Annotated in this window: 18 protein-coding genes and 1 pseudogene; 15 read left to right on the forward strand and 4 right to left on the reverse strand. The window is 38.4% G+C overall.

Annotation, left to right across the window (positions count from 1 at the left end):
* The first annotated feature begins 18 nt into the window (after positions 1-18).
* The 3 genes and pseudogenes from IPK35_24045 (at position 19) to IPK35_24055 (ending at position 4,995) form a co-directional block, all read left to right on the forward strand.
* Positions 19-2,489, forward strand: a pseudogene (locus IPK35_24045) (glycoside hydrolase family 2 protein).
* Between the two features lie 294 nt (positions 2,490-2,783).
* Positions 2,784-2,978: a 30S ribosomal protein S21 gene (locus tag IPK35_24050; GenBank protein MBK8056256.1), complete on the forward strand. Its 195-nt coding sequence runs from the start codon at positions 2,784-2,786 to the stop codon at positions 2,976-2,978.
* Positions 2,979-3,234: 256 nt separating this feature from the next.
* Positions 3,235-4,995 carry an ABC transporter ATP-binding protein gene (locus IPK35_24055; GenBank protein MBK8056257.1) on the forward strand — a complete coding sequence of 587 codons (1,761 nt, stop codon included), beginning with the start codon at positions 3,235-3,237 and terminating at the stop codon, positions 4,993-4,995.
* On the opposite strand, the gene IPK35_24060 is transcribed toward IPK35_24055, so the two are convergent.
* On the reverse strand, positions 4,950-5,438 hold the full coding sequence (locus IPK35_24060) for a hypothetical protein (GenBank protein ID MBK8056258.1): 489 nt from the start codon (positions 5,436-5,438) through the stop codon (positions 4,950-4,952). The genes IPK35_24055 and IPK35_24060 overlap by 46 nt on opposite strands.
* Before the next feature lie 677 nt (positions 5,439-6,115).
* On the opposite strand from IPK35_24060, the gene IPK35_24065 reads away from it, so the two are divergent.
* The 6 genes from IPK35_24065 to IPK35_24090 all read left to right on the forward strand — a co-directional run bounded on the left by IPK35_24065 (position 6,116) and on the right by IPK35_24090 (position 10,092).
* The gene (locus tag IPK35_24065; protein MBK8056259.1) at positions 6,116-7,927 is read left to right on the forward strand and encodes an acyl-CoA dehydrogenase; all 1,812 of its coding nucleotides are present in this window, start codon (positions 6,116-6,118) and stop codon (positions 7,925-7,927) included.
* Positions 7,928-7,948: 21 nt separating this feature from the next.
* Positions 7,949-8,242 (forward strand): SCP2 sterol-binding domain-containing protein, encoded by a 294-nt coding sequence (locus IPK35_24070; GenBank protein MBK8056260.1) that lies wholly within the window; start codon positions 7,949-7,951, stop codon positions 8,240-8,242.
* Between the two features lie 468 nt (positions 8,243-8,710).
* Positions 8,711-8,872, forward strand: a complete 162-nt coding sequence (locus IPK35_24075) for a hypothetical protein (GenBank protein MBK8056261.1) — start codon at positions 8,711-8,713, stop codon at positions 8,870-8,872.
* Positions 8,832-9,716, forward strand: a complete 885-nt coding sequence (locus IPK35_24080; GenBank protein ID MBK8056262.1) for a transposase — start codon at positions 8,832-8,834, stop codon at positions 9,714-9,716. Before IPK35_24075 ends, IPK35_24080 begins: the two co-directional genes overlap by 41 nt.
* 14 nt (positions 9,717-9,730) lie before the next feature.
* Positions 9,731-9,904 (forward strand): hypothetical protein, encoded by a 174-nt coding sequence (locus IPK35_24085; GenBank protein ID MBK8056263.1) that lies wholly within the window; start codon positions 9,731-9,733, stop codon positions 9,902-9,904.
* Positions 9,905-9,927: 23 nt separating this feature from the next.
* Positions 9,928-10,092, forward strand: a complete 165-nt coding sequence (locus tag IPK35_24090) for a hypothetical protein (GenBank protein MBK8056264.1) — start codon at positions 9,928-9,930, stop codon at positions 10,090-10,092.
* A gap of 200 nt (positions 10,093-10,292) precedes the next feature.
* Here the strand turns inward: IPK35_24090 and aroB are convergent, their stop codons facing one another.
* From aroB to IPK35_24105, 3 genes are all read right to left on the reverse strand, one after another.
* Positions 10,293-11,348: a 3-dehydroquinate synthase gene (gene aroB, locus IPK35_24095; protein MBK8056265.1), complete on the reverse strand. Its 1,056-nt coding sequence runs from the start codon at positions 11,346-11,348 to the stop codon at positions 10,293-10,295.
* A gap of 606 nt (positions 11,349-11,954) precedes the next feature.
* Complete coding sequence (locus IPK35_24100) at positions 11,955-12,254, reverse strand: antibiotic biosynthesis monooxygenase (GenBank protein ID MBK8056266.1); 300 nt, start codon at positions 12,252-12,254, stop codon at positions 11,955-11,957.
* A 4-nt stretch (positions 12,255-12,258) separates the two neighbouring features.
* Complete coding sequence (locus IPK35_24105; protein MBK8056267.1) at positions 12,259-12,930, reverse strand: SAM-dependent chlorinase/fluorinase; 672 nt, start codon at positions 12,928-12,930, stop codon at positions 12,259-12,261.
* 278 nt (positions 12,931-13,208) lie between these two features.
* On the opposite strand from IPK35_24105, the gene IPK35_24110 reads away from it, so the two are divergent.
* From IPK35_24110 to IPK35_24135, 6 genes are all read left to right on the forward strand, one after another.
* The gene (locus tag IPK35_24110; GenBank protein ID MBK8056268.1) at positions 13,209-14,249 is read left to right on the forward strand and encodes a PhoH family protein; all 1,041 of its coding nucleotides are present in this window, start codon (positions 13,209-13,211) and stop codon (positions 14,247-14,249) included.
* 1 nt (position 14,250) lies between these two features.
* Positions 14,251-14,688, forward strand: coding sequence for an OsmC family protein (locus tag IPK35_24115; GenBank protein ID MBK8056269.1), 438 nt, complete (start codon positions 14,251-14,253; stop codon positions 14,686-14,688).
* 189 nt (positions 14,689-14,877) lie between these two features.
* Complete coding sequence (locus tag IPK35_24120; GenBank protein MBK8056270.1) at positions 14,878-16,308, forward strand: aldehyde dehydrogenase family protein; 1,431 nt, start codon at positions 14,878-14,880, stop codon at positions 16,306-16,308.
* An 18-nt stretch (positions 16,309-16,326) separates the two neighbouring features.
* Positions 16,327-17,910 carry a GMC family oxidoreductase gene (locus IPK35_24125; protein ID MBK8056271.1) on the forward strand — a complete coding sequence of 528 codons (1,584 nt, stop codon included), beginning with the start codon at positions 16,327-16,329 and terminating at the stop codon, positions 17,908-17,910.
* Between the two features lie 39 nt (positions 17,911-17,949).
* On the forward strand, positions 17,950-19,464 hold the full coding sequence (locus IPK35_24130) for a zinc-binding dehydrogenase (protein ID MBK8056272.1): 1,515 nt from the start codon (positions 17,950-17,952) through the stop codon (positions 19,462-19,464).
* A gap of 94 nt (positions 19,465-19,558) precedes the next feature.
* Positions 19,559-20,119 carry a glucosaminidase domain-containing protein gene (locus IPK35_24135; GenBank protein MBK8056273.1) on the forward strand — a complete coding sequence of 187 codons (561 nt, stop codon included), beginning with the start codon at positions 19,559-19,561 and terminating at the stop codon, positions 20,117-20,119.
* Positions 20,120-20,121 lie beyond the last annotated feature (2 nt).

A 20,121-nucleotide genomic window follows, 5' to 3' on the forward strand; every position in this document is an offset into this window, starting at 1 on the left:
TTTCAATAAGGAATCTATATGAATAAGTTTTTGATTTTACCTTTTATCATCTTTGGCTATTTATCATTATCAGGACAAATGCAGATAAAAAGCATGAATAATAATACTTGGACATTGAATCAGTCAGGAAAGAAAAAACCTATAATGCTACTGTTCCCGGCACAGTGCATACAGACCTCATGAAAAATGGGGTAATACCGGATCCGTTTTTTGGTGACAATGAAGAAAAAGTAAAATGGATAGAAAACGAAACCTGGGAGTATCAAACGACATTTGTCCTAACAGCTGGTGAACTGGCGTTCAAAATCATTGATCTGCGGTTTGAAGGATTGGATACTTATGCTGACGTATTGCTCAATGGGAAAAATATCCTTTCCGCCAACAATATGTTCAGGATTTGGGATATACCTGTAAAAAGTCATCTGAAACCCGGCAAGAACCATCTGAAAATAGTATTCAGGCCAGCTAAATCGGAAGGGTCAAAAATAGCTGCATCCTTGCCTTATAAAATGCCGGAAGGCGAGCGTATTTTCGCCAGGAAAGCACAGTATCATTATGGTTGGGATTGGGGACCAAAATTGCTGACGGCAGGTATCTGGCAGGATGTCACCCTGCGCTTCAGAAATGATGCAGTAATTACCCATGTCAGCTATGTACAGGAGGAATTGACGGATCAGTTGGCAAGGCTTGCATTCAAGTGTACTTTAGATGTCCCGAATGACGGCGATTATTCTATATCCATCAACGATAAGGATCATAATATCCAGCTCAAAACCGGAAAAAATACCATCTCGCTTCCGTATGATATACAAAATCCAAAAAAATGGTGGACCAACGGATTAGGAAATCCGCATTTGTATCCCTTCAAGATCAGTTTAAAAAAATCTCAAAAATCGATCGACACCCGATCTATGAATATCGGACTCAGGACGATAGAACTGGTGCAGGAAAAAGATAAGGCGGGCACTTCTTTTTATATTAAACTCAATGGTATTCCGGTTTTTATGAAGGGAGCGAACTACATACCACCTCACAGTTTTCTTCCTTCAGCAGGTGATAATATCTATAAAGAATTGATTAAAAACACTGTTGAAGGCAACATGAACATGCTCAGGGTTTGGGGTGGTGGTGTCTATGCCGATGATGTATTTTATGACGAATGTGATAAACACGGAATCCTGGTATGGCAGGACTTTATGTTTGCCTGTGCTATGTACCCCGGAGATACTGAGTTTCTGAACAATGTCAGACTAGAAGTCATAGACAACGTCAGAAGGCTGGAAAATCATGCTTGTATCGCGCTGTGGTGTGGCAATAACGAAGTAGATGAAGCATGGCACAACTGGGGATGGCAAAAACAGTTCAATTATTCAGAAAAGGACTCTGCAAAAATCTGGCATGATTATCAAAAACTATTTCACGAGTTGATTCCCAACACTTTAACAGAAATGTTACCATCACATAAAAACATTTATTGGCCTTCATCACCTTCCATCGGTTGGGGCCGGAAAGAAAGTATGACTCAGGGTGACTCGCACTATTGGGGTGTATGGTGGGGTATGCAGCCATTTGACGTGTATAAGGAAAAAACAGGACGATTTATGAGCGAATATGGTTTTCAGGGTATGCCGCCTGTGTCCTCATTCAGGAAATTTATTCCAATTAATCAGTTGAATTTAAACTCTCCATCTGTAAAAAGCCACCAAAAACATCCTACCGGTTATCAAACCATTCAAACGTACATGGAGAGAGATTATAAAATATCAACAAAATTTGAAGATTATATCTATGTATCTCAAATCCTGCAAGCAGAAGGTATGAAGGTTGCGATAGAAGCACACAGGCGATCTATGCCGAACTGTATGGGGTCGCTTTACTGGCAACTTAATGATTGCTGGCCGGTGACTTCTTGGAGTTCTGTGGACTATTATGGTATGTGGAAGGCATTTCACTATCAGGCAAAAAGAAGTTTTGAACCGCTTTTATTGTCATTCAACAAAGAAAACAAGCTTATCAATTTATATATGGTCAATGATCTGCTCAATGCATCAACCGGAACACTGAATATCCAACTAATTGATTTTAATGGAAATACTTTATGGTCAGATACCAGAAAAGTAAATGTTAAAACCAATACGTCAGAAGTCATTTATTCTACAGCAGAAGACGTATTTTTAAAGTTTGACAGTACTCAAACCGTACTAGTAGCCGATTTTATTGCATCTGGTCAGACAGTACAGTCCGCCTCTTATTTATTTGCAAAACCTAAAAATCTTAATTTGTATAAACCTGCCATTAAAGTTAAAAATGTGAGCCGTGATGCAATAGAAATCAGCTCAGATAAGTTTGTCAAAGACCTTTACCTTATATCTGATAGTGTCCATTTTAGTGACAATTTTTTTGATTTACTACCCGGCCGCATAAAAAAAGTGAAATTATCACAACAGGCTTCGGACATCACATTTAAGTCAGTTAATGTTGTGGATTGAATTGGAACAATCATGGTTAACTTATCTACACGAGGCCTTTGATTATTTTTGGAAAGGCTGAAATCACCGGTAACAGTAGCGTCAACCTTGCCATCAGAAACAATGGTGCAGGAATAGTTACGGTCACAAATAACAATGTCATTAAAAAATTTTGATTTAGTATCAGATTTTTTCCAGTCCAGCCCTTTATATTGAAAAATTGTGTAAATAATTAATCCAAATTGGTAGATATTATCTTAAAATGTCTTACTTTTGCATTCCATTAAGAAAAATTGTTAAATTTATTATTATAATATGCTGATAATCAATATCAAAGACGACGAATCAATCGACAGAGCACTGAAAAGATACAAAAGAAAATTTCAGTCTGTAGGACTAGTAAAAGAACTCAGAAGCAGAAAACACTTCGTAAAGCCATCTGTTCAGAGAAGAAACGAAATCCTTTCTGCTGCATACAGATTAGATAAGTTCGGTTCACAACTGGATTAATTTTTTTATTTATTACATACAATCTGAATTTCTAAAGAGGATTTTCTATAAATAGAGCCTGTTCAAAGCAGGAACTTATAATGAAAATCAGATTAGATCTTCAAGAAAATATAACAAAGGGTCTGTCTGTATGACATTGACCTTTTTTGTGTTTTAAGTGGTATGATGAACTATTATATTTACCTATGGAGACATATCCTCAACCTTTTCCATTTAAATACGTTGACAACATTTTATCTGTCTATCAAAATCTCTGATGAGCTCCGAAAATAAAAAAGGCACGGACTGGAAAATATTAAAAAGAGTATTGGCAACTGCAAAACCTTTCAGCTCCCTTTTTAATACTTCTATCATTCTTGCCATTCTCATCACCCCATTTTCAATAGCTCAGCCTTTCATAGTCCAGCAAATCGTAGATGAAAACATCATCAAAGGCAAAGAAGAAGGAATGATTCTGATGGGTGTTTTGTTTTTTGTAGTACTCATGGCCAATGTGATCATGAAATATTACTTCATCTACGTGACCGCCGAACTCGGCCAATCAGTCATCAAAGACATGAGGACTAAGGTATTCAGGCATATCACCAATCTGAGACTCAAATACTTTGATCAGACTCCAATAGGTACATCGACAACCCGTACTATCAATGACATTGAAGCTATCAACAACGTCTTTGCACAAGGTGTGATTACTATAGTTGCTGACTTTCTAACCCTGATCGCGGTAGTTGGTATCATGCTGTACACCAGCTGGAGACTTACAGCCATTGTATTTATCACCATGCCTTTTATGATCCTGGCAAGCTATATTTTTAAAGAAAAAGTCAAGGTATCTTATCAGAAAGTACGAACTCAGATCGCCAATATGAATGCATTCCTGCAGGAACGTATCACGGGTATGAAGATCGTCCAGCTTTTTAATGCCGAAAAACAGGAAGCAGAAAAGTTAAGAAAAATCAACTACGACTACACCAGTGCCAATCTGGACAGTGTATTTTATTATGCGGTGTTTTTCCCGGTGGTGGAGTTGGTTTCAGCTGTATCACTGGCATTGATGATATGGCTGGGAGCCAAAGGATATGTACAGGATAAAATATCATTCGGAGCTTTGGTAGCTTTTCCTTTGTATCTCAATCTGATGTTTCGACCTATCAGATTTATGGCAGATAAATTTAATACCTTGCAAATGGGACTGGTGGCATCAGAAAGAGTATTCAAATTGCTCGATAATAATGATTTTATCAGCAATACAGGTACTGTGATACCCAAAAAACTGGAAGGAAAAGTGGCATTTGAAAATGTATCTTTTGCCTATAATGATGATAACTATGTGCTCAAAGATATCAACTTCAACATCAACCCCGGACAGACACTGGCATTGGTAGGTAGTACAGGCTCCGGAAAATCGACGATCATCAATATTCTCAACAGGTTTTATGAAATCAACAAAGGAAACATCTACATCGATGGCCGGGAAATAAGAGAATATGAACTGAAAGCACTTAGGGACAGAATCGCTATTGTTTTGCAGGATGTGTTTTTGTTTGATGGTACAGTCATGGAAAATATCACATTGAGAGATAAGAACATGTCCTCAGAAAAAGTTATTGACGCAGCCAAAACCATAGGAGCGCACGCTTTTATCGAAAGACTTCCCGGCGCGTACGATTATAAAGTATCAGAAAGAGGCAGCAACCTGTCCGTTGGCCAACGCCAATTGATTTCTTTTGTGAGGGCACTGGTTTTTGATCCTGATATTTTGATCCTTGATGAAGCTACATCTTCCATTGATACTGAAAGCGAAGCTGTAATTCAGTATGCCATCGAAAAATTGATAGAAAAACGGACATCTATCATCATAGCACACAGACTGTCCACTATCAAACATGCTCATAATATCCTTGTTCTATCTGATGGTCGTATTTTGGAGAGCGGTACCCATGACCAACTGCTGGAGAATGCAGACGGGCATTATCGGGAGCTGTACGACATGCAGTTTTCAGAGTTGATATCTTGATTATAGAACGATATATTCGAGTTTATACAATTTTTACTGATCCCTAATTGATGCCAGGCGTTATAACACATCCATTCGCTACCTATTTCTCTGGCTTTGTGAAGTGTGAGTGAGTCGGCATCTACCATGCGACTGTCTTTGTCATATAAAGTAATATCCAATCGCTGTAACGATACTATCCTTTGCCATAAATCATTGACCCACCTTTGTATGATGGGGTCGGTGTTGGGAAACAGACCAGCCTTTTTTTGATACATATCTGTCAATATCCTGGCTATAAGGTTGAGCTGTTCGGCAGTGAGTTGCTCGGTAATAAAGCCTACATTTAAAACAGTACGATGACATACTCGTCCTGTTGCATTGCGGTAGCTCTCCACAAGTCTGTAATACTTATCGTACTTTTTTGTCCCCGGATTTACTCTTCCACTAAATTTGAAATACATGCCGCAAAGGTACGGTTTTGATTTCCACCCAAACAACTCCCCTGTGTACTACAAGAATAGGAGAACAAATCAATGAAACTGTAAATTAACACATTATTTATAATGTATATTTATATATGTACGAATTTAGCCAAACTTTATGCGAAAATATATGAATTTAACCTCCTTTGATGCCCGTTTGAGCAATCTGGGTTAAATCATCATATTGACCAATGTGTTTTATTTTTGATCGTTCTATGTATTAGATACGGCTAAATTCGGGAACCATCGCCTTGATCATAAGAAAAATCTACTTATAATAGATCCATCATTCAACACTAAACATAACACCAGATCAATGTTGTGGACACTTTTTGCACCTTTTTCCTTTTTTGTACTTTTTACAGCATTTTTTGAGATGAAATTCTACCATCTGGTGGTTATGATCAAGTACTGTCAATGGAAAATAACTAAAACCTATCCGCTCTGATAACTCTGGTTTTATGGGGTAGTGGTTACTGTCTCGAAGAGAATTCGTAAAAATTGTCTTTATTTAGACTAATTATAAACACTGCAAATGTACACCTACATTCTCTTTTCAACAAATTTAGTTAATTTTTTTTAATTTTTTATAGATTTTGATTTGGGTATCAAATAAAAAATTTAACTTCGAGTTAAATTTTTAAATTAGTATATTTATGGCAAAATATATGTGTTTGGACACGTTGAGGTTTTTGCTTCATGATGTCCATGATATCAATGAGCTTTTTCAATTGGAAAAGTATGCAGATTATGATTCTGAAGCAGCTGACATCTTGCTGGATTCTGCAAAAGCATGGGGTGATCAGGATTTTTACCCTTACTTCAGAGAGATGGATGAGAAGCCGGTGTACTACAAAGATGGCAAAGTCCATTCGCACCCGATACTTAAAAAAATATTTGCCACAGCAGGCGAAAATGGTTGGATTGGACACTATTTTGACTACTCTGATGGTGGCTCTCAGATGCCGTACATGCTTGCCAACGCTGCAAATCACATCATAGAATCTGCCAATAATCACATACCGGGTTACCTTGGTCTCACATCCGGATCAGCTCACCTGATCACCAATTATGGCAGTGAAGACATCAAGCAAAAATTTGTGCCAAAAATGTTGTCCGGTGTATGGGGCGGAACGATGGCCTTGACTGAACCACAAGCCGGTAGTTCGCTGTCAGATATAGTTACTTCAGCCACTCCTTTACAAAGTGGAACATACAAAATCAAAGGGCAGAAGATATTTATCTCAGGAGGAGATCATGAGGCGGTAGAAAATTTTGTACACCTTACTCTGGCGCGTATTGACGGAGCACCTTCAGGTACCAAAGGAATTTCTCTTTTTGTCGTCCCGAAATTCAGACCTAATGATTCCGGCCAATTGGAGTATAATGATGTACATGCTGTTGCTGATTTTCAGAAATTGGGCCAGAGAGGGTATAGTACTGTCCACCTGGCGTATGGTGAGAAGGATGATTGTTTAGGGTACATCGTAGGTGAGCCCAACCAGGGTTTGAAATATATGTTTCAGATGATGAATGGTGCTCGTATCGATGTCGGCATGTCTGCCACATCTACAGCCACTGCGGCTTATTATGCTTCTTTGCAGTATGCTCACGAGCGTCCGCAGGGTCGTAAGATATTGAATACAGGTAAAAAAGATGTCACAGAAGGTCAGACCCTGATCATCAATCATCCGGATGTAAGGCGTATGTTGTTACTTCAGAAAGCCATCAATGAAGGATCATTGAGTCTGCTGATAGAATGCTCCAAACACGCTGATCTTGCCCATAATGCAGAAGGTGATAGAAAACAAAATCATCATTTACTCCTGGAATTATTGACACCTGTGGCAAAAACATATCCGTCAGAAATGGGAAGAGTGGCAGTAAACAATGGACTTCAAATATTGGGAGGCTATGGATTCTGTATGGATTTTCCATTACAACAATATCTCAGAGATATGCGCATCATGTCCATATATGAAGGGACTACCGGCATCCAATCCCTTGACCTTCTTGGCAGAAAGATACCTCTGGAAAATGGCAAGGCACTTCAGCTTCTGACAGAAGATATCAAAAAAACCATTTCACAGGCTAAAAATCACGAAGCCCTTTCTCCGTTTGCAGATATACTTGCAGGAAAAATGGGAGAAATACAGCAAGCATTGGGCTATCTGATGCCATATGCCATGCAAGGAGATTTTGAAAACTATCTGGCTGATGCCACCATTTTTATGGAGATGGCTTCCACGATCATAATAGGCCACCAATGGCTGAAAATGGCAAATGAGGCAACAAAAAAGCTTAGTGAAAACAATAAAAAATTTGAAAAGGCATTTTATGAAAGTAAGATTTATACTATGAAATTTTACTATAAATATGAAATGCCAAAAACAAAGGCACATCTTGAAACTTTAACATCATCAGAAAAGTTAACAATAACTAATGAGACTAATAATTTATATTTTTGAACAATCTAAAATTTTTAATGAATGAGTATTGAATCTATTTTTTCAGCTATTACCACACAAGCTGCCAATGTAGCTCCATTTGGAGCAAAGTTAAAATTTGTGATGGGTGATGATATCATTTTGATCGACGGTACCGGTGATTCCAATGTGGTAAGCAATGAAGATGCAGAAGCCGGGTGCACAATCACTATGGACGCAGATACATTTACAGAACTCAAAAGCGGATCACTAAATCCTATGATGGCTGTCATGTCAGGTAAGATAAAAATCAAGGGAGATATGGGTCTGGCTATGAAACTGCAAGCGCTGATATAACCAGATACATTTTAGAGAATGAAGGTTTCCTTGTCATCAGGGAACCTTCATTCTTTTTATGCTATTGAAGTTTTTTAGGTTGTATCCCAAAATTACACTATATCATATAATTCTTAAGTTCTGAATTTAGTGAATTATCCTAATAGTTAGTTAGGTGTTTAAGGGTGGGACTTCTCAAGCGTAGCTTGACAGGCTCTTTAGGGAATGAGGGTTATTGGGAAGGTAATTTGGCTTTTCTTACCCCTGCCCCTTATATGTTTGCATTTTAAAAATTAATGGTTTCAAGATAAACAAATAATTTATAACTTGGCGGTTGAAGGGGAACACCCCTTGATACTTAGATATCGTCCTTTAGTGTCCCTTTCGCCAAGCTTAATCATGAGGTATAACTTGATACATTGATATCGTATAATATAAGGGAATGTAAGGCTTGACACTTTTTTTAACACATTTTAAAGTAATTTATGTATGAAAGTTGGATTTGGAGGACTGGACGCAAGTAAAGGTTATTGTGATTTCAGTTTAATTTCGAAGGGTAATGAATTTACCAATCGCAGGATGAATTTTATTGATAATCAATCCGGTCTTGATGAACTCAAAAGTCTTATCACAGGCACTTTTGTCTATTGATAAAATTTATTTGGCTATTGAAAGTACCGGTGGGTATGAAAACAATTGGTATAATCAATTGGTAAGTTTTGATAAGCGAATCATCATGTTCAGGATTAATCCGTTGCGGACACATCATGAGTCAAAAAAGAATATGCATCGCAATATTAATGACGCCATCAGTAGTGAAATTATAGCTAGGCATGTATCTGAAAATTATGAGGAACTAGAGAAAGCCAAGCCTAGATCCTTACATTTTTATACTGCGAAACAGATGCACAAAACTATACAAGGATTTATTAAACAAAAGACGAGAAATATCAACCAACTTGAGAAAGTAGTGTATAGTTGTATTCCTGGTCTTTTAACTTTTAGTAAAAATGGCATGCCAAAATACATGTATAAAGTACTTCAAAAGTATCCATCAAAGGCAAAGATATTAAATGCGAAAACAGCTTCATTGGCTAAAATCAAAGGGTTAACCATGGAGAAGGCTGAGGCCATCCAAAAAGCGGTGAAGCTAGATTCAGGGTCGGGTAATACGATACTTACTGAGCTAAATATTAAAACATTGGCCCAAACTATTAACTTATTCTCCACCCAGATCAAAGAACTTCAATCAGAGCTTGCTAAACACGGAGCCAACGACTTAGCGGATTTCTTAGTCACAATTCCTGGTTGCGGCATCGAGTCAGCAGTGTCATTAAGCATAGAAATAGAAGATATAAATCGATTTAACAGTGCCGCATCACTTTGTTGCTATTTTGGAGTACACCCAGAAAACCATACAAGTGGTGATATATCAAAGAAACCTAAAATGAGCAAAAAGGAAGTAGTTCATATAGGGGTACAATATACATGGTAGCTAAAAATGCGATTATGTATGACCCTTATTTTAAAGAGGTATATTCAAATCAAAGAGCGAAAGGTAAGACCTATAACGATGCTTTAGGTGTAATAATGAACAAGTTAACAAGAGTGATCTATGGTATGCTTACAAACAAAGAGGCATACGATTCATCAAAACCTAAAACAAAAAAAACAAACCAGTAGACGCAGATCAGCAAATAGAGAAGTTGGAAAAAGAAACCGCAGATTATAAGGCAGAGCTAGAAAAGATGCAAAACGCACCAGTTTCTCGAAGAGCAGAAAATAAAATAAAAAAGGCAATGGAAGAGTCTCAAAACTCAATTGAAGAGTTGCGCACGAGATCAAAACCATTACCAAGTGCAAACATATAAATTTGTTTGCACTTGGTAATAAAAAACACCGCCAAATATTATAAAATCAACGGTATAACTAAAGGGGAATTCAGCGCTTATATTAGGAGAATTTGGGTGGGACGTCTCAAGCGTAGCTTGACAGGCTCTTTAGGGATTGAGGGTTGCGGGCAGTTTAAACGATTTCAGTGCAAAAATGGGATACACCCGTTTATTATGATTTATATCTTCTCTTTATAAAAAACGAAACTTTCTTCAATGACATCCGGAAGTATAGGCACATCAAAACAAGCATGTCCGACCGAATCCAATAAAGCAAACCGAATATTGCCGTTTACATTCTTTTTATCCGTCCGCATGATTTTGATCAGGTCAGAAGCTGGCTTTACATATTTCGGATGATGTCCATAGATTCTCATGATCGAGTTTCTGATTTCAAACAACTCATTTTCAGAAATTTTGCCTACCCTATAGGATAAAAATGATTCACTTACCATTCCGATGGCGATCGCCTCACCGTGGAGAAGAGGTGTACTGCTGTCCATCCAGTATGACTCTACTGCATGACCTATAGTATGGCCGAAATTAAGAATTTTCCTAAGCCCCTTTTCATAAGGATCTTGTTCGGTCACATTCTTTTTGATGAGTACAGAATCGTACACCAACTCTTCAAAATCCAGACTGTTGATATTCGTATTACCGGACAGGTTTTCCCATGCTTTTTTGTCAGCGATCAATCCATGTTTCAATAGTTCAGCATAACCACTTCTCATTTGGACATAAGGAAGTGTCTGCAAGAATTCTGTGAATATACAAACTGCCGAAGGATCCTGAATGAGTCCTACCATATTTTTAAATCCCATGTGGTCCACGCCAAGTTTACCACCAACCGATGCATCCACCTGACTCAGCAAAGTAGTCGGAACCTGTATAAACCGGATGCCTCTCATATACGTAGCAGCACAAAATCCGCCAAGATCCCCTATGACACCACCTCCCAGGTTGATCAAAAGAGAGTGTCTGTCTGCCCCATGTTGCATAAGTTTGGTCCACACAAGCTGACAGGTCTGTATAGTTTTGTTTTGTTCTCCGGAAGGTATCCTGATGATTTGAGCTTCCAGGTGCAGATTTTCGAGCAAATGAAGTAAACAGTATTTCTCTGTGTTTTCATCAACAATAATAAAAACATTGGATGGAGACAATCTTTCGGTGATCTCCGAAAATGCTTGCCAATTATTGATATAAATCGGATAATTTTTACACTGAATTTTTTTCATTAAATATCAACTTAATCTGGATATAAATAGAACTATCTATTAATTTTTGACAAAAATGAGTACCTGATATCAATAAATTTATTGGACATGGTATCATGGTCTGCTGACTCGCTTTTCAAAAAAAGTGAAGTCAGCCTGTAAAAAAAGTCATTGATTGATTTAAGCATAAATGAACAGCAGTATTTAAATAAATTATATTTTTGATACAATCCTATTCTTATCAAAGACGCAAATGAATAAAAAAGTAACAAGAATACAAAATTATATTATAAAATTATTTATATGAAAGTAATTTGATAGAAAAATTAATTCTACTTTGTCTCCTTCAAAAATCTAAGTCAATTACACTTTGATCAAATTGTAATCACCAGAAAACCTGATATTTTTCATGTTTAAGATTCCTTATAATGGCGACAGAATTATTTTTATAATAAAGTCATGTGTATCATCGTCTTTATAAAAATAAATTCTCGTCGGTATAAATTTATGGGTAAATTAGGGTCACAACTGTTGGGTTAACCCAACAGTTTTCCAATCAATCGGAAAGTCCGTATAAAATAGAATTAAGCCAGATGCAAATGTATTTCAATAATTTTTATCCCAAAATTATACCACATCGATAAATTCTTCAAGAGAAAACGCCATAGGCTTAGTATTGAAAAGCAATTTTGTTTTTTGCCAGGTAGATTTAAAAAGTTCTGAATTCCTGTATTTTTCCAGATCATCATTGGATTTCCACAAACTGTAGGTATAAAAGACATTTTGATGAAGATGGTCTCTGTAAAGTCTCAGACCCTGACATCCTTCAAATGCTCTGATGAGACTTTTACTGTTTTCAAAAATTTCTATAAAATCTTCGACTTTGTCTTCAGAGAATGACAGCCTTACTATTCGCAATATTCCCATATGATCAGTAAAAGTTGATTTGAATCATTTCATTTTTTGAAAGATTGAGCATGCTCGCAGCTCTGTCCATATTGATGGCGATCTCCAGATAACCTGCCGAGTTAAAAAATGCCAATACATCACCTATAGCTACATCACCATAATCCTTGCTCAGAAAAGTGATCGGATCATTGGGTTTGTAATACAATTCGAATCTTCTGTTATTTCGGACCTTTTCAAAGGTTTCTGATTTGAGATTGACAATGATGTTGCCAAAATGATCGATGTGGATGATGGTTGCTCGTATTTGACTGGATGTAATGACGGGTTGGATTTTCAGTTTAAGGTTAAGGTTTTCTGCTTTCTGTCCGATCTCATCCAATGGAAGTCCGTGACCAATATACGCTGCAGCATGGGAAAATATTGCATTTACAGAAGAGTTTCCATTGTCCGGCGGTTGGATCACAAAAACATCTTCTTTATCCATATCATCAAAAATAAGGCTGAAGACACCGTTGTCAGGTCCGATAAAATACTGCTCTTCTCTCCTAAAACATAAGTAGCGGCTTTTTCTTTTGTAATTACAATTGACAGCAACGATATGGATACTCCCGGCCGGAAAGGATGGAATACAATTAGACAGGTAATATGACGCCTGGATAATATCATACTGGTCAATATAGTGACTGACATCAATGAGGAAAAATCGCTTTTGCCAGTAAGAATCGAAGCCTTGAGTTCTGCGACATAATAATCTTTAGAACTATAATCTGTGGTCAAAGAAACTAATTGCATTAAAAGTCGTTGTTTAGCTGAAAAATTTAATCACACATTTCTAAGAAATCTAAAAAATCCCTATAATTTTGTGCAAAGTAAATAAATATTAAAAATATATTAAAGTTTTTTACAATATATAATTTAATTAAACACTGATTTTCAGCAACTAATAATCATAATCTAAAATTTGTAATCATATTGAGTGAAGTAATATTAACCATTGATGGCATAGACCCATTAGATCTGTACGGTGAAAACAACAACAAACTGAATCTTCTCAAAAAGGCTTATCCTGAAGTACAAATAACATCCAGAGGCAATCAGCTCAAACTCATAGGTGAAAAAAAAGGAACCGAAGAAGTAAAGTCCAAACTGGAAATCATGGTAAAAATGATACTGGACAAACATGACTTTTCTACTCAGGTAGTCGAGGATTTGCTGGTAAGTGACCATGCTGCAGACAACAAAATAAGCCAGCACTCATCAGGAGGTGTCATAGTATATGGCAAAAACGGCTCTCCCATAAAAGCGAAGACCAAAAATCAAAAGTTGCTTGTAGAGTGCTCTGAAACCAACGATATAGTATTTGCCATCGGTCCGGCAGGGACAGGAAAGACATACACTGCCGTAGCTTTGGCCATAAGAGCACTTAAATCAAAACTTGTAAAAAAGATCATTCTTACCAGACCTGCAGTCGAAGCGGGCGAGCATCTTGGATTTCTCCCGGGAGATATGAAGGAAAAAGTAGACCCATACCTCAGACCACTTTATGATGCTCTCGACGATATGCTGCCGGCAGAAAAACTCAACTTTTTTATTACCAATCGGGTGATCGAAGTAGCACCATTGGCATTTATGCGTGGGCGGACGCTGGACCATGCTTTTATCATCCTTGACGAAGCTCAAAACTGCACTACCACACAACTCAAGATGTTTCTCACGAGGATAGGACCAAGTGCAAAAGCCATCATCACAGGAGATTTGTCACAGATAGACCTACCGGGACATCAGAAGTCCGGACTAAGAAAAGCCTTGCAAATACTTGCTCCCATCGATGGTATAGGCCAACTGTATCTGAGTTCAGAAGATGTAGTAAGACATAGGCTAGTCAAGGAAATCATCAAATCTTACGACCTTGCCGACGAAGCCGATGAAGCTGAAAAAATCAGAATTCGTGAAGCCAAAGATGCCGCTGCTGAAGCCTTAAAAACAGATCAGAACACAGAAATTAGATCATAACATGACATCAAAAATCGTTTACACAGGAAACCTTCGCACTGAATGTACACACCTGAAATCGGGACAAACCATCATCACAGATGCACCGGTTGATAATAACGGCAAGGGAGAGGCTTTTTCGCCTACCGATTTAGCCACAACATCCTTGGGTAGTTGTATGATTACCATCATGGGTATCTCGGCCAGAAATCATGAAATTGATATAGATGGAGCTACCCTTGAAGTCACAAAACACATGGCATCAGATCCTCGCAGGATCTCCGGCATAGACATCAAGGTCAATATGCCCCAAAGATCCTATACTTTAAAGGAGAAAAAAATCCTGGAAAAAGCAGGGAGAACTTGTCCTGTAGCTTTCAGTCTGCATCCCGATATCGTTCAGAATATAGAATTTGTGTGGTATGACGATAGGATAGACATTCAGCAATCAATGTGCTAGTCATAATTTTTTTATAGCATAGAATTTTTCCATTAAAAAAAGTATGTTTAATTTTCATGTTTGAACGAAGGAACATACTCAAAAATAAATTTTGAAATGTGATTATATGTAATAACTTTGTTTAAAATATTGTTACGCAGGTGCCCTTGATTTATCAAAATTTTTAAACAATCTCAACATTTATACAACATGATCATAGCAGAAGTACAAAAAGAGGTATCAGATGTACAACAAATCCGGGCCTTGTTTGAATCACAAAAGGCCAATCAATATGCCATTGGCAATTCCAGTGTTTCAGAAAGAAGAGCCAAACTCAGCAAACTGCACAACACCATCCTGCATTACCGCAATGATATCAAAAAAGCACTGCATGACGACTTCAAAAAACATCCTTCAGAAGTCGATATGACAGATATCTACCCTGTGATCAGCGAGATAAAACATGCCAAAAGCCACCTTGCAGCATGGATGAAAGACCAGTCAGTCCATACTCCTTTAGCACTTTTAGGATCCAGCTCTTATATCAAATACGAACCCAAAGGTGTGGTTCTGATTATTTCTCCGTGGAATTTTCCATTCAATCTGACGTTTACACCCTTTGTTTCCGCTATTGCTGCCGGCAACTGCGTGATCATCAAACCATCGGAAATGACACCACACATAGCGAAGGTGATGCACAAAATAGTAGAAGAAGTATTTGAGCCTAATGAAGTCGCCTTGATAGAAGGCGGGATAGAGACATCTACAGAGTTGCTCAAGCTACCTTTCAATCATATTTTTTTCACCGGAGCACCATCTATCGGAAAAGTCGTAATGGAAGCCGCAGCTAAAAACCTGACATCTGTAACCCTTGAGCTGGGAGGAAAATCTCCGACTATTGTAGATGAAAGTGCGGATGTAGACATAGCAGCAAAAAGGATAGCTTGGGCAAAATTGGCGAATAACGGACAGATATGTATTGCTCCGGACTACGTATATGTGCACGTGAGCCAAAAGGATAAGTTTTTGTCCATGACTCAAAAATACATTCAGCAATATTATGGCAATGATGCCGCATCAGAACCTTCGTACAACAGAATCGTCAACAGAAGACACTTTGACAGGATAAAAAGCTACATAGATGATGCCGTATCCAAAGGTGCCAATATCATCACCGGAGGGCAGCTGAAAGAAACCGAAAATTTTATAGCCCCAACGGTAATGACCAATGTAGATAAAAAGTCGGCCTTGATGACCAATGAAATATTTGGTCCGGTACTGCCTGTGTACACATATGAAAAATTAGAAGATTTGGTGGAGGAAATCAGGTCCGGAGAGAAGCCTCTGGCGTTGTATATATTCAGTAAAAGTAATAAAAATATCAACTATATCCTGAACAATACCCGAGCCGGCGGCGGATGTATAAACCATTGTGCTGTACATTTTTACAATACAAATCTGCCTTTTGGAGGATCAAACAACAGTGGTATCGGAAAATCGCATGGTTTTGAGGGATTTAAGTCATTTTCCAATGGTAGAGGAATATTAAGACAACATTTGCCCAATGCACTGGAATTATTAGTACCACCATTCAATACATTTAAACAAAAAATCATAGATTTGACCATTAAATATTTCTGACCTAAAATCAATAAAGAAATGGCTGATGGATCTTTTGATTATGATTATGTCATCATAGGTAGTGGATTTGGTGGCTCCGTTTCTGCACTTCGGCTTTCCGAAAAGGGATATAAAGTCTTGGTCATAGAAAAAGGAAAGTGGTACAATCAACCTGAAGATTTTGCCAAAACTACCTGGAATCTTAAAAAGTGGCTTTGGGCACCTTCCCTGGGTCTTCACGGCATATTGAAACTGACCTTTTTCAGACATGTGGGCATCGTGAGTGGTACAGCTGTCGGTGGCGGATCTATCGTCTATGCCAACACCTTACCGGTACCTAAATCTCCATTTTTTAATACCGGACACTGGGCTGGTCTTGCTGACTGGGAAGAGGAACTCAAACCATTTTACGATCTTGCCAAAAAAATGCTGGGGGCAGCAAAACATCCCTACATGAGCCAAAATGATAAAGTCATGCTGTCTCTGGCAGAAGAAATGGGTAAAAAAGATGATTTTGAAAAAGCGGATGTAGCCGTATATTTTGGAAAGCCGGGAGAGACTGTGAGTGATCCGTATTTTGATGGAAAAGGTCCTGATCGCACCGGATGTACACTTTGTGGTGGATGTATGGTAGGATGCCGGTACAACTCCAAAAACACGCTTGACAAAAATTATCTCCATCTGGCCCAACAGCTCGGAGCCGAAATTATCGCAGAAAAAGAAGTATATGATGTAAAACCTGTAGGTCCTGATGGTGAAGGTGGGTATGAGATCCACTTTAAAGATTCGCTCAAATGGATAAAAAGTCATCAAAGAATAAAAACAAAAGGGGTCATTTTTGCTGGAGGAGTGCTTGGAACTGTAAAATTATTGCTAAAACTAAAAGAAACATCACTGCCAAATTTATCTCCTATGACTGGTCACGGTATCAGAACAAATTCCGAAAGTCTGATCGGTGTGACCACATTCAGAAAAGACCTGAACTTATCAGAAGGTATTGCCATAGGTTCTATTCTTCACCTCGACGAAAACCGGCATGTGGAGCCGGTGAGATATTCCGCCGGTTCGGGTTTCTGGCGACTTTTTATGGCACCAATGGTGAGTGCTGAGACCATAGTCGGCAGACTGGCGGCGATGATAAAAGATGCCATCATTCATCCTGTAGCCAATCTGAAAGCATTTTTTGTTGATGATTGGGCAAAAAGAACCCATATTTTACTCTATATGGAGAGTATTGACTCCACGCTCCGATTCAAAAAGAGCATATTTGGTATGAGCTCCGGCTTGGAAAAAGGAAATGCACCGACCGCATTTAATCCATTGGCCCAGGACCTAGCAAAACGCGTGGCAAAAAACATCAACGGCAAACCAATGGTGCTCAATACTGAAACATTATTTGGCATTCCTACCACGGCACATATCCTTGGAGGTGCGTGTATGGGTAAAGATCCATCGGAAGGAGTAATTGATTCTTCAAACCATGTATTCAATTATAAAAATATGATGGTATGTGACGGCAGTGCCATCTCAGCCAATCCTGGCGTAAATCCAAGCCTTAGTATCACTGCAATTACAGAAAGAGCTATGAGTCTGATACCCTTGAAGGGAAATAAACGCAATTAAAAATTTTGGTTATACAAAACCCATCTTAATACACTTATAATGAAAGCACTATTATGTAGAGAACATGGTTTGCCTGAAACCCTGAAAGTTGAAGAAGTGGATTCCCTCAAAGCCTCTCCTGGTAAAGTGATTATTAGTGTAGGTGCGTGCAGTATCAATTTTCCGGATACACTGATCATCCGCAATCTGTACCAATTTAAACCGGAATTGCCTTTTTCGCCCGGAGGTGAAGTGGCGGGAATCATCAAAGAAACCGGCGAAGGAGTAAAACATCTGAAACCCGGTGATAGGGTCTTTGCCCTCTGTGGATGGGGTGGCCTAGCAGAAGAGGTAGAAGTGGAAGCAAAACGTGTATTTCCGCTCTTGCCGGGTATGGATTTTATCACAGGGGCATCAGTTATGTACAATTACGGAACATCTTATCACGCACTAAAAGACAGGTCAAAATTGCAACCCGGTGAGACATTGCTGGTATTGGGTGCCGGTGGAGGTGTAGGTCTGGCTGCTGTAGAACTTGGAAAATTGATGGGAGCAACTGTCATCGCTGCCGCATCCACAGATGAAAAGCTGATGGTGTGCAGAGAAAAAGGCGCGGATCATGTCATCAATTATTCTACTGCAGATATTAAAGATACCATCAAAACCATGACCAACGGCAAGGGTGTGGATGTAGTTTATGATCCAGTTGGAGATAAATATGCGGAACCCGCAATTAGGTCCATGGCCTGGAAGGGCAGGTATCTCGTCGTAGGATTTGCCGGAGGAGAGATACCCAAGATTCCACTCAATCTCGCTTTGCTCAAGGGATGCGATATTGTGGGTGTCTTTTGGGGACAGTTTGCCGAAAAAGAAGCCGGAAACAATATGGAAAATATCAGACAGTTGGCAGGATATTTTATGCAAGGCAAATTAAAGCCGCACATTCATAAAACCTATCAACTCAATGAGGCATCACAGGCTATTTCGGATCTGATGGACAGAAAAGTTGTAGGTAAGGCTGTTGTGGTCATGATGGATGATGAGGCAAAACCACATAAAATACAAAATCAGCAAGGTACAATACCTACAGAAGCTACCGAAGCAGTCATAACTGAAGGAAAATTGGTTTTTAAAAACATTGCCGAACTCAAGACCTTTAAAGGCAAATCATTAGGAATATCACGGCAGGAAATCAGCCAAAAAATGATTGATGAATTTGCTGCATCTACACTTGACTTTCAGTGGATTCACGTGGATGCTGATCGGGCAAAAAAAGAGTCTCCTTACGGCAAAACTATTGCACACGGGTTTAATATCCTTTCGTTTTCATCTCATTTTATGTATGAAATGTTTGAAGTCAAATCGATAAAAATGGGACTCAATTATGGTTGCAACAAAGTAAGGTTTATGTCGGCCACACCCGTGGGAAGCCGGGTACAGATGAAAGCTATTCTGAAAGAAGTAGAAGAAACCGCACCCAATACGGCCAAACTGACCATTGAAGCCACATTTGTAATCGATGGGCAAGAAAAACCAGTCTGTGTTGCAGAAATTCTAAGCATGCTTTTTGAATGAAGCCAAAAAATATAGATTCAGTTTTTTAAATGCTTAATATTAGTTTTTTGGCACGGGATTTGGAATTGTATTAAAAGAAATTCAATTTTGCAGCATGTTTTTAGGAAGAGTATTGGTATTGTGCCTGTGTACAGGTTTTTTATCTTTTGATTTTAATCCCGAATCTGCAGCTGAGAAATATGTAGAAGCTTACAAAGAGCTTGCCATCGTGGAGATGTATCGTACAGGCATACCTGCGAGTATCACTTTGGCACAGGGATTGCACGAATCTTATTACGGCACAAGCAAACTTGCTACTGAAGCCAATAATCATTTTGGCATAAAATGTAAAACCTACTGGACCGGCAGAACATATTATCACAAAGATGATGATTTAAATAAAAAAGGTCAGTTGATAGAATCATGTTTCAGGGCTTATGAGCGGGACATTGACTCATACATTGACAGATCCAATTTTTTGGCACAAACAGAAAGGTACGCTATGCTTTTTGATTATGAAAATACCGATTATATGGCATGGGCATACGGTCTGAAAGTCTGTGGATACGCTACTGATGAAAACTATGCGCAAAAATTGGTTGAGAAAATCAAAAAATATAATCTTGACAAATTTGATACATCTGAAGACCCATTCAAAATGTTGATCAGAAAGTGATA

This window comes from Saprospiraceae bacterium, assembly GCA_016713025.1.
GTDB lineage: Bacteria > Bacteroidota > Bacteroidia > Chitinophagales > Saprospiraceae > OLB9.

What these genes read in the sequence shown, in the direction of transcription:
- IPK35_24050 (MBK8056256.1), top strand. Translation starts at nt 2,784, where the DNA reads ATGCTGATAATCAATATCAAAGACGACGAATCAATCGACAGAGCACTG.
- IPK35_24055 (MBK8056257.1), top strand. Translation starts at nt 3,235, where the DNA reads ATGAGCTCCGAAAATAAAAAAGGCACGGACTGGAAAATATTAAAAAGA.
- IPK35_24060 (MBK8056258.1), bottom strand. Translation starts at nt 5,438, where the DNA reads ATGTATTTCAAATTTAGTGGAAGAGTAAATCCGGGGACAAAAAAGTAC.
- IPK35_24065 (MBK8056259.1), top strand. Translation starts at nt 6,116, where the DNA reads ATGGCAAAATATATGTGTTTGGACACGTTGAGGTTTTTGCTTCATGAT.
- IPK35_24070 (MBK8056260.1), top strand. Translation starts at nt 7,949, where the DNA reads ATGAGTATTGAATCTATTTTTTCAGCTATTACCACACAAGCTGCCAAT.
- IPK35_24075 (MBK8056261.1), top strand. Translation starts at nt 8,711, where the DNA reads ATGAAAGTTGGATTTGGAGGACTGGACGCAAGTAAAGGTTATTGTGAT.
- IPK35_24080 (MBK8056262.1), top strand. Translation starts at nt 8,832, where the DNA reads ATGAACTCAAAAGTCTTATCACAGGCACTTTTGTCTATTGATAAAATT.
- IPK35_24085 (MBK8056263.1), top strand. Translation starts at nt 9,731, where the DNA reads ATGTATGACCCTTATTTTAAAGAGGTATATTCAAATCAAAGAGCGAAA.
- aroB (MBK8056265.1), bottom strand. Translation starts at nt 11,348, where the DNA reads ATGAAAAAAATTCAGTGTAAAAATTATCCGATTTATATCAATAATTGG.
- IPK35_24100 (MBK8056266.1), bottom strand. Translation starts at nt 12,254, where the DNA reads ATGGGAATATTGCGAATAGTAAGGCTGTCATTCTCTGAAGACAAAGTC.
- IPK35_24115 (MBK8056269.1), top strand. Translation starts at nt 14,251, where the DNA reads ATGACATCAAAAATCGTTTACACAGGAAACCTTCGCACTGAATGTACA.
- IPK35_24120 (MBK8056270.1), top strand. Translation starts at nt 14,878, where the DNA reads ATGATCATAGCAGAAGTACAAAAAGAGGTATCAGATGTACAACAAATC.
- IPK35_24125 (MBK8056271.1), top strand. Translation starts at nt 16,327, where the DNA reads ATGGCTGATGGATCTTTTGATTATGATTATGTCATCATAGGTAGTGGA.
- IPK35_24130 (MBK8056272.1), top strand. Translation starts at nt 17,950, where the DNA reads ATGAAAGCACTATTATGTAGAGAACATGGTTTGCCTGAAACCCTGAAA.
- IPK35_24135 (MBK8056273.1), top strand. Translation starts at nt 19,559, where the DNA reads ATGTTTTTAGGAAGAGTATTGGTATTGTGCCTGTGTACAGGTTTTTTA.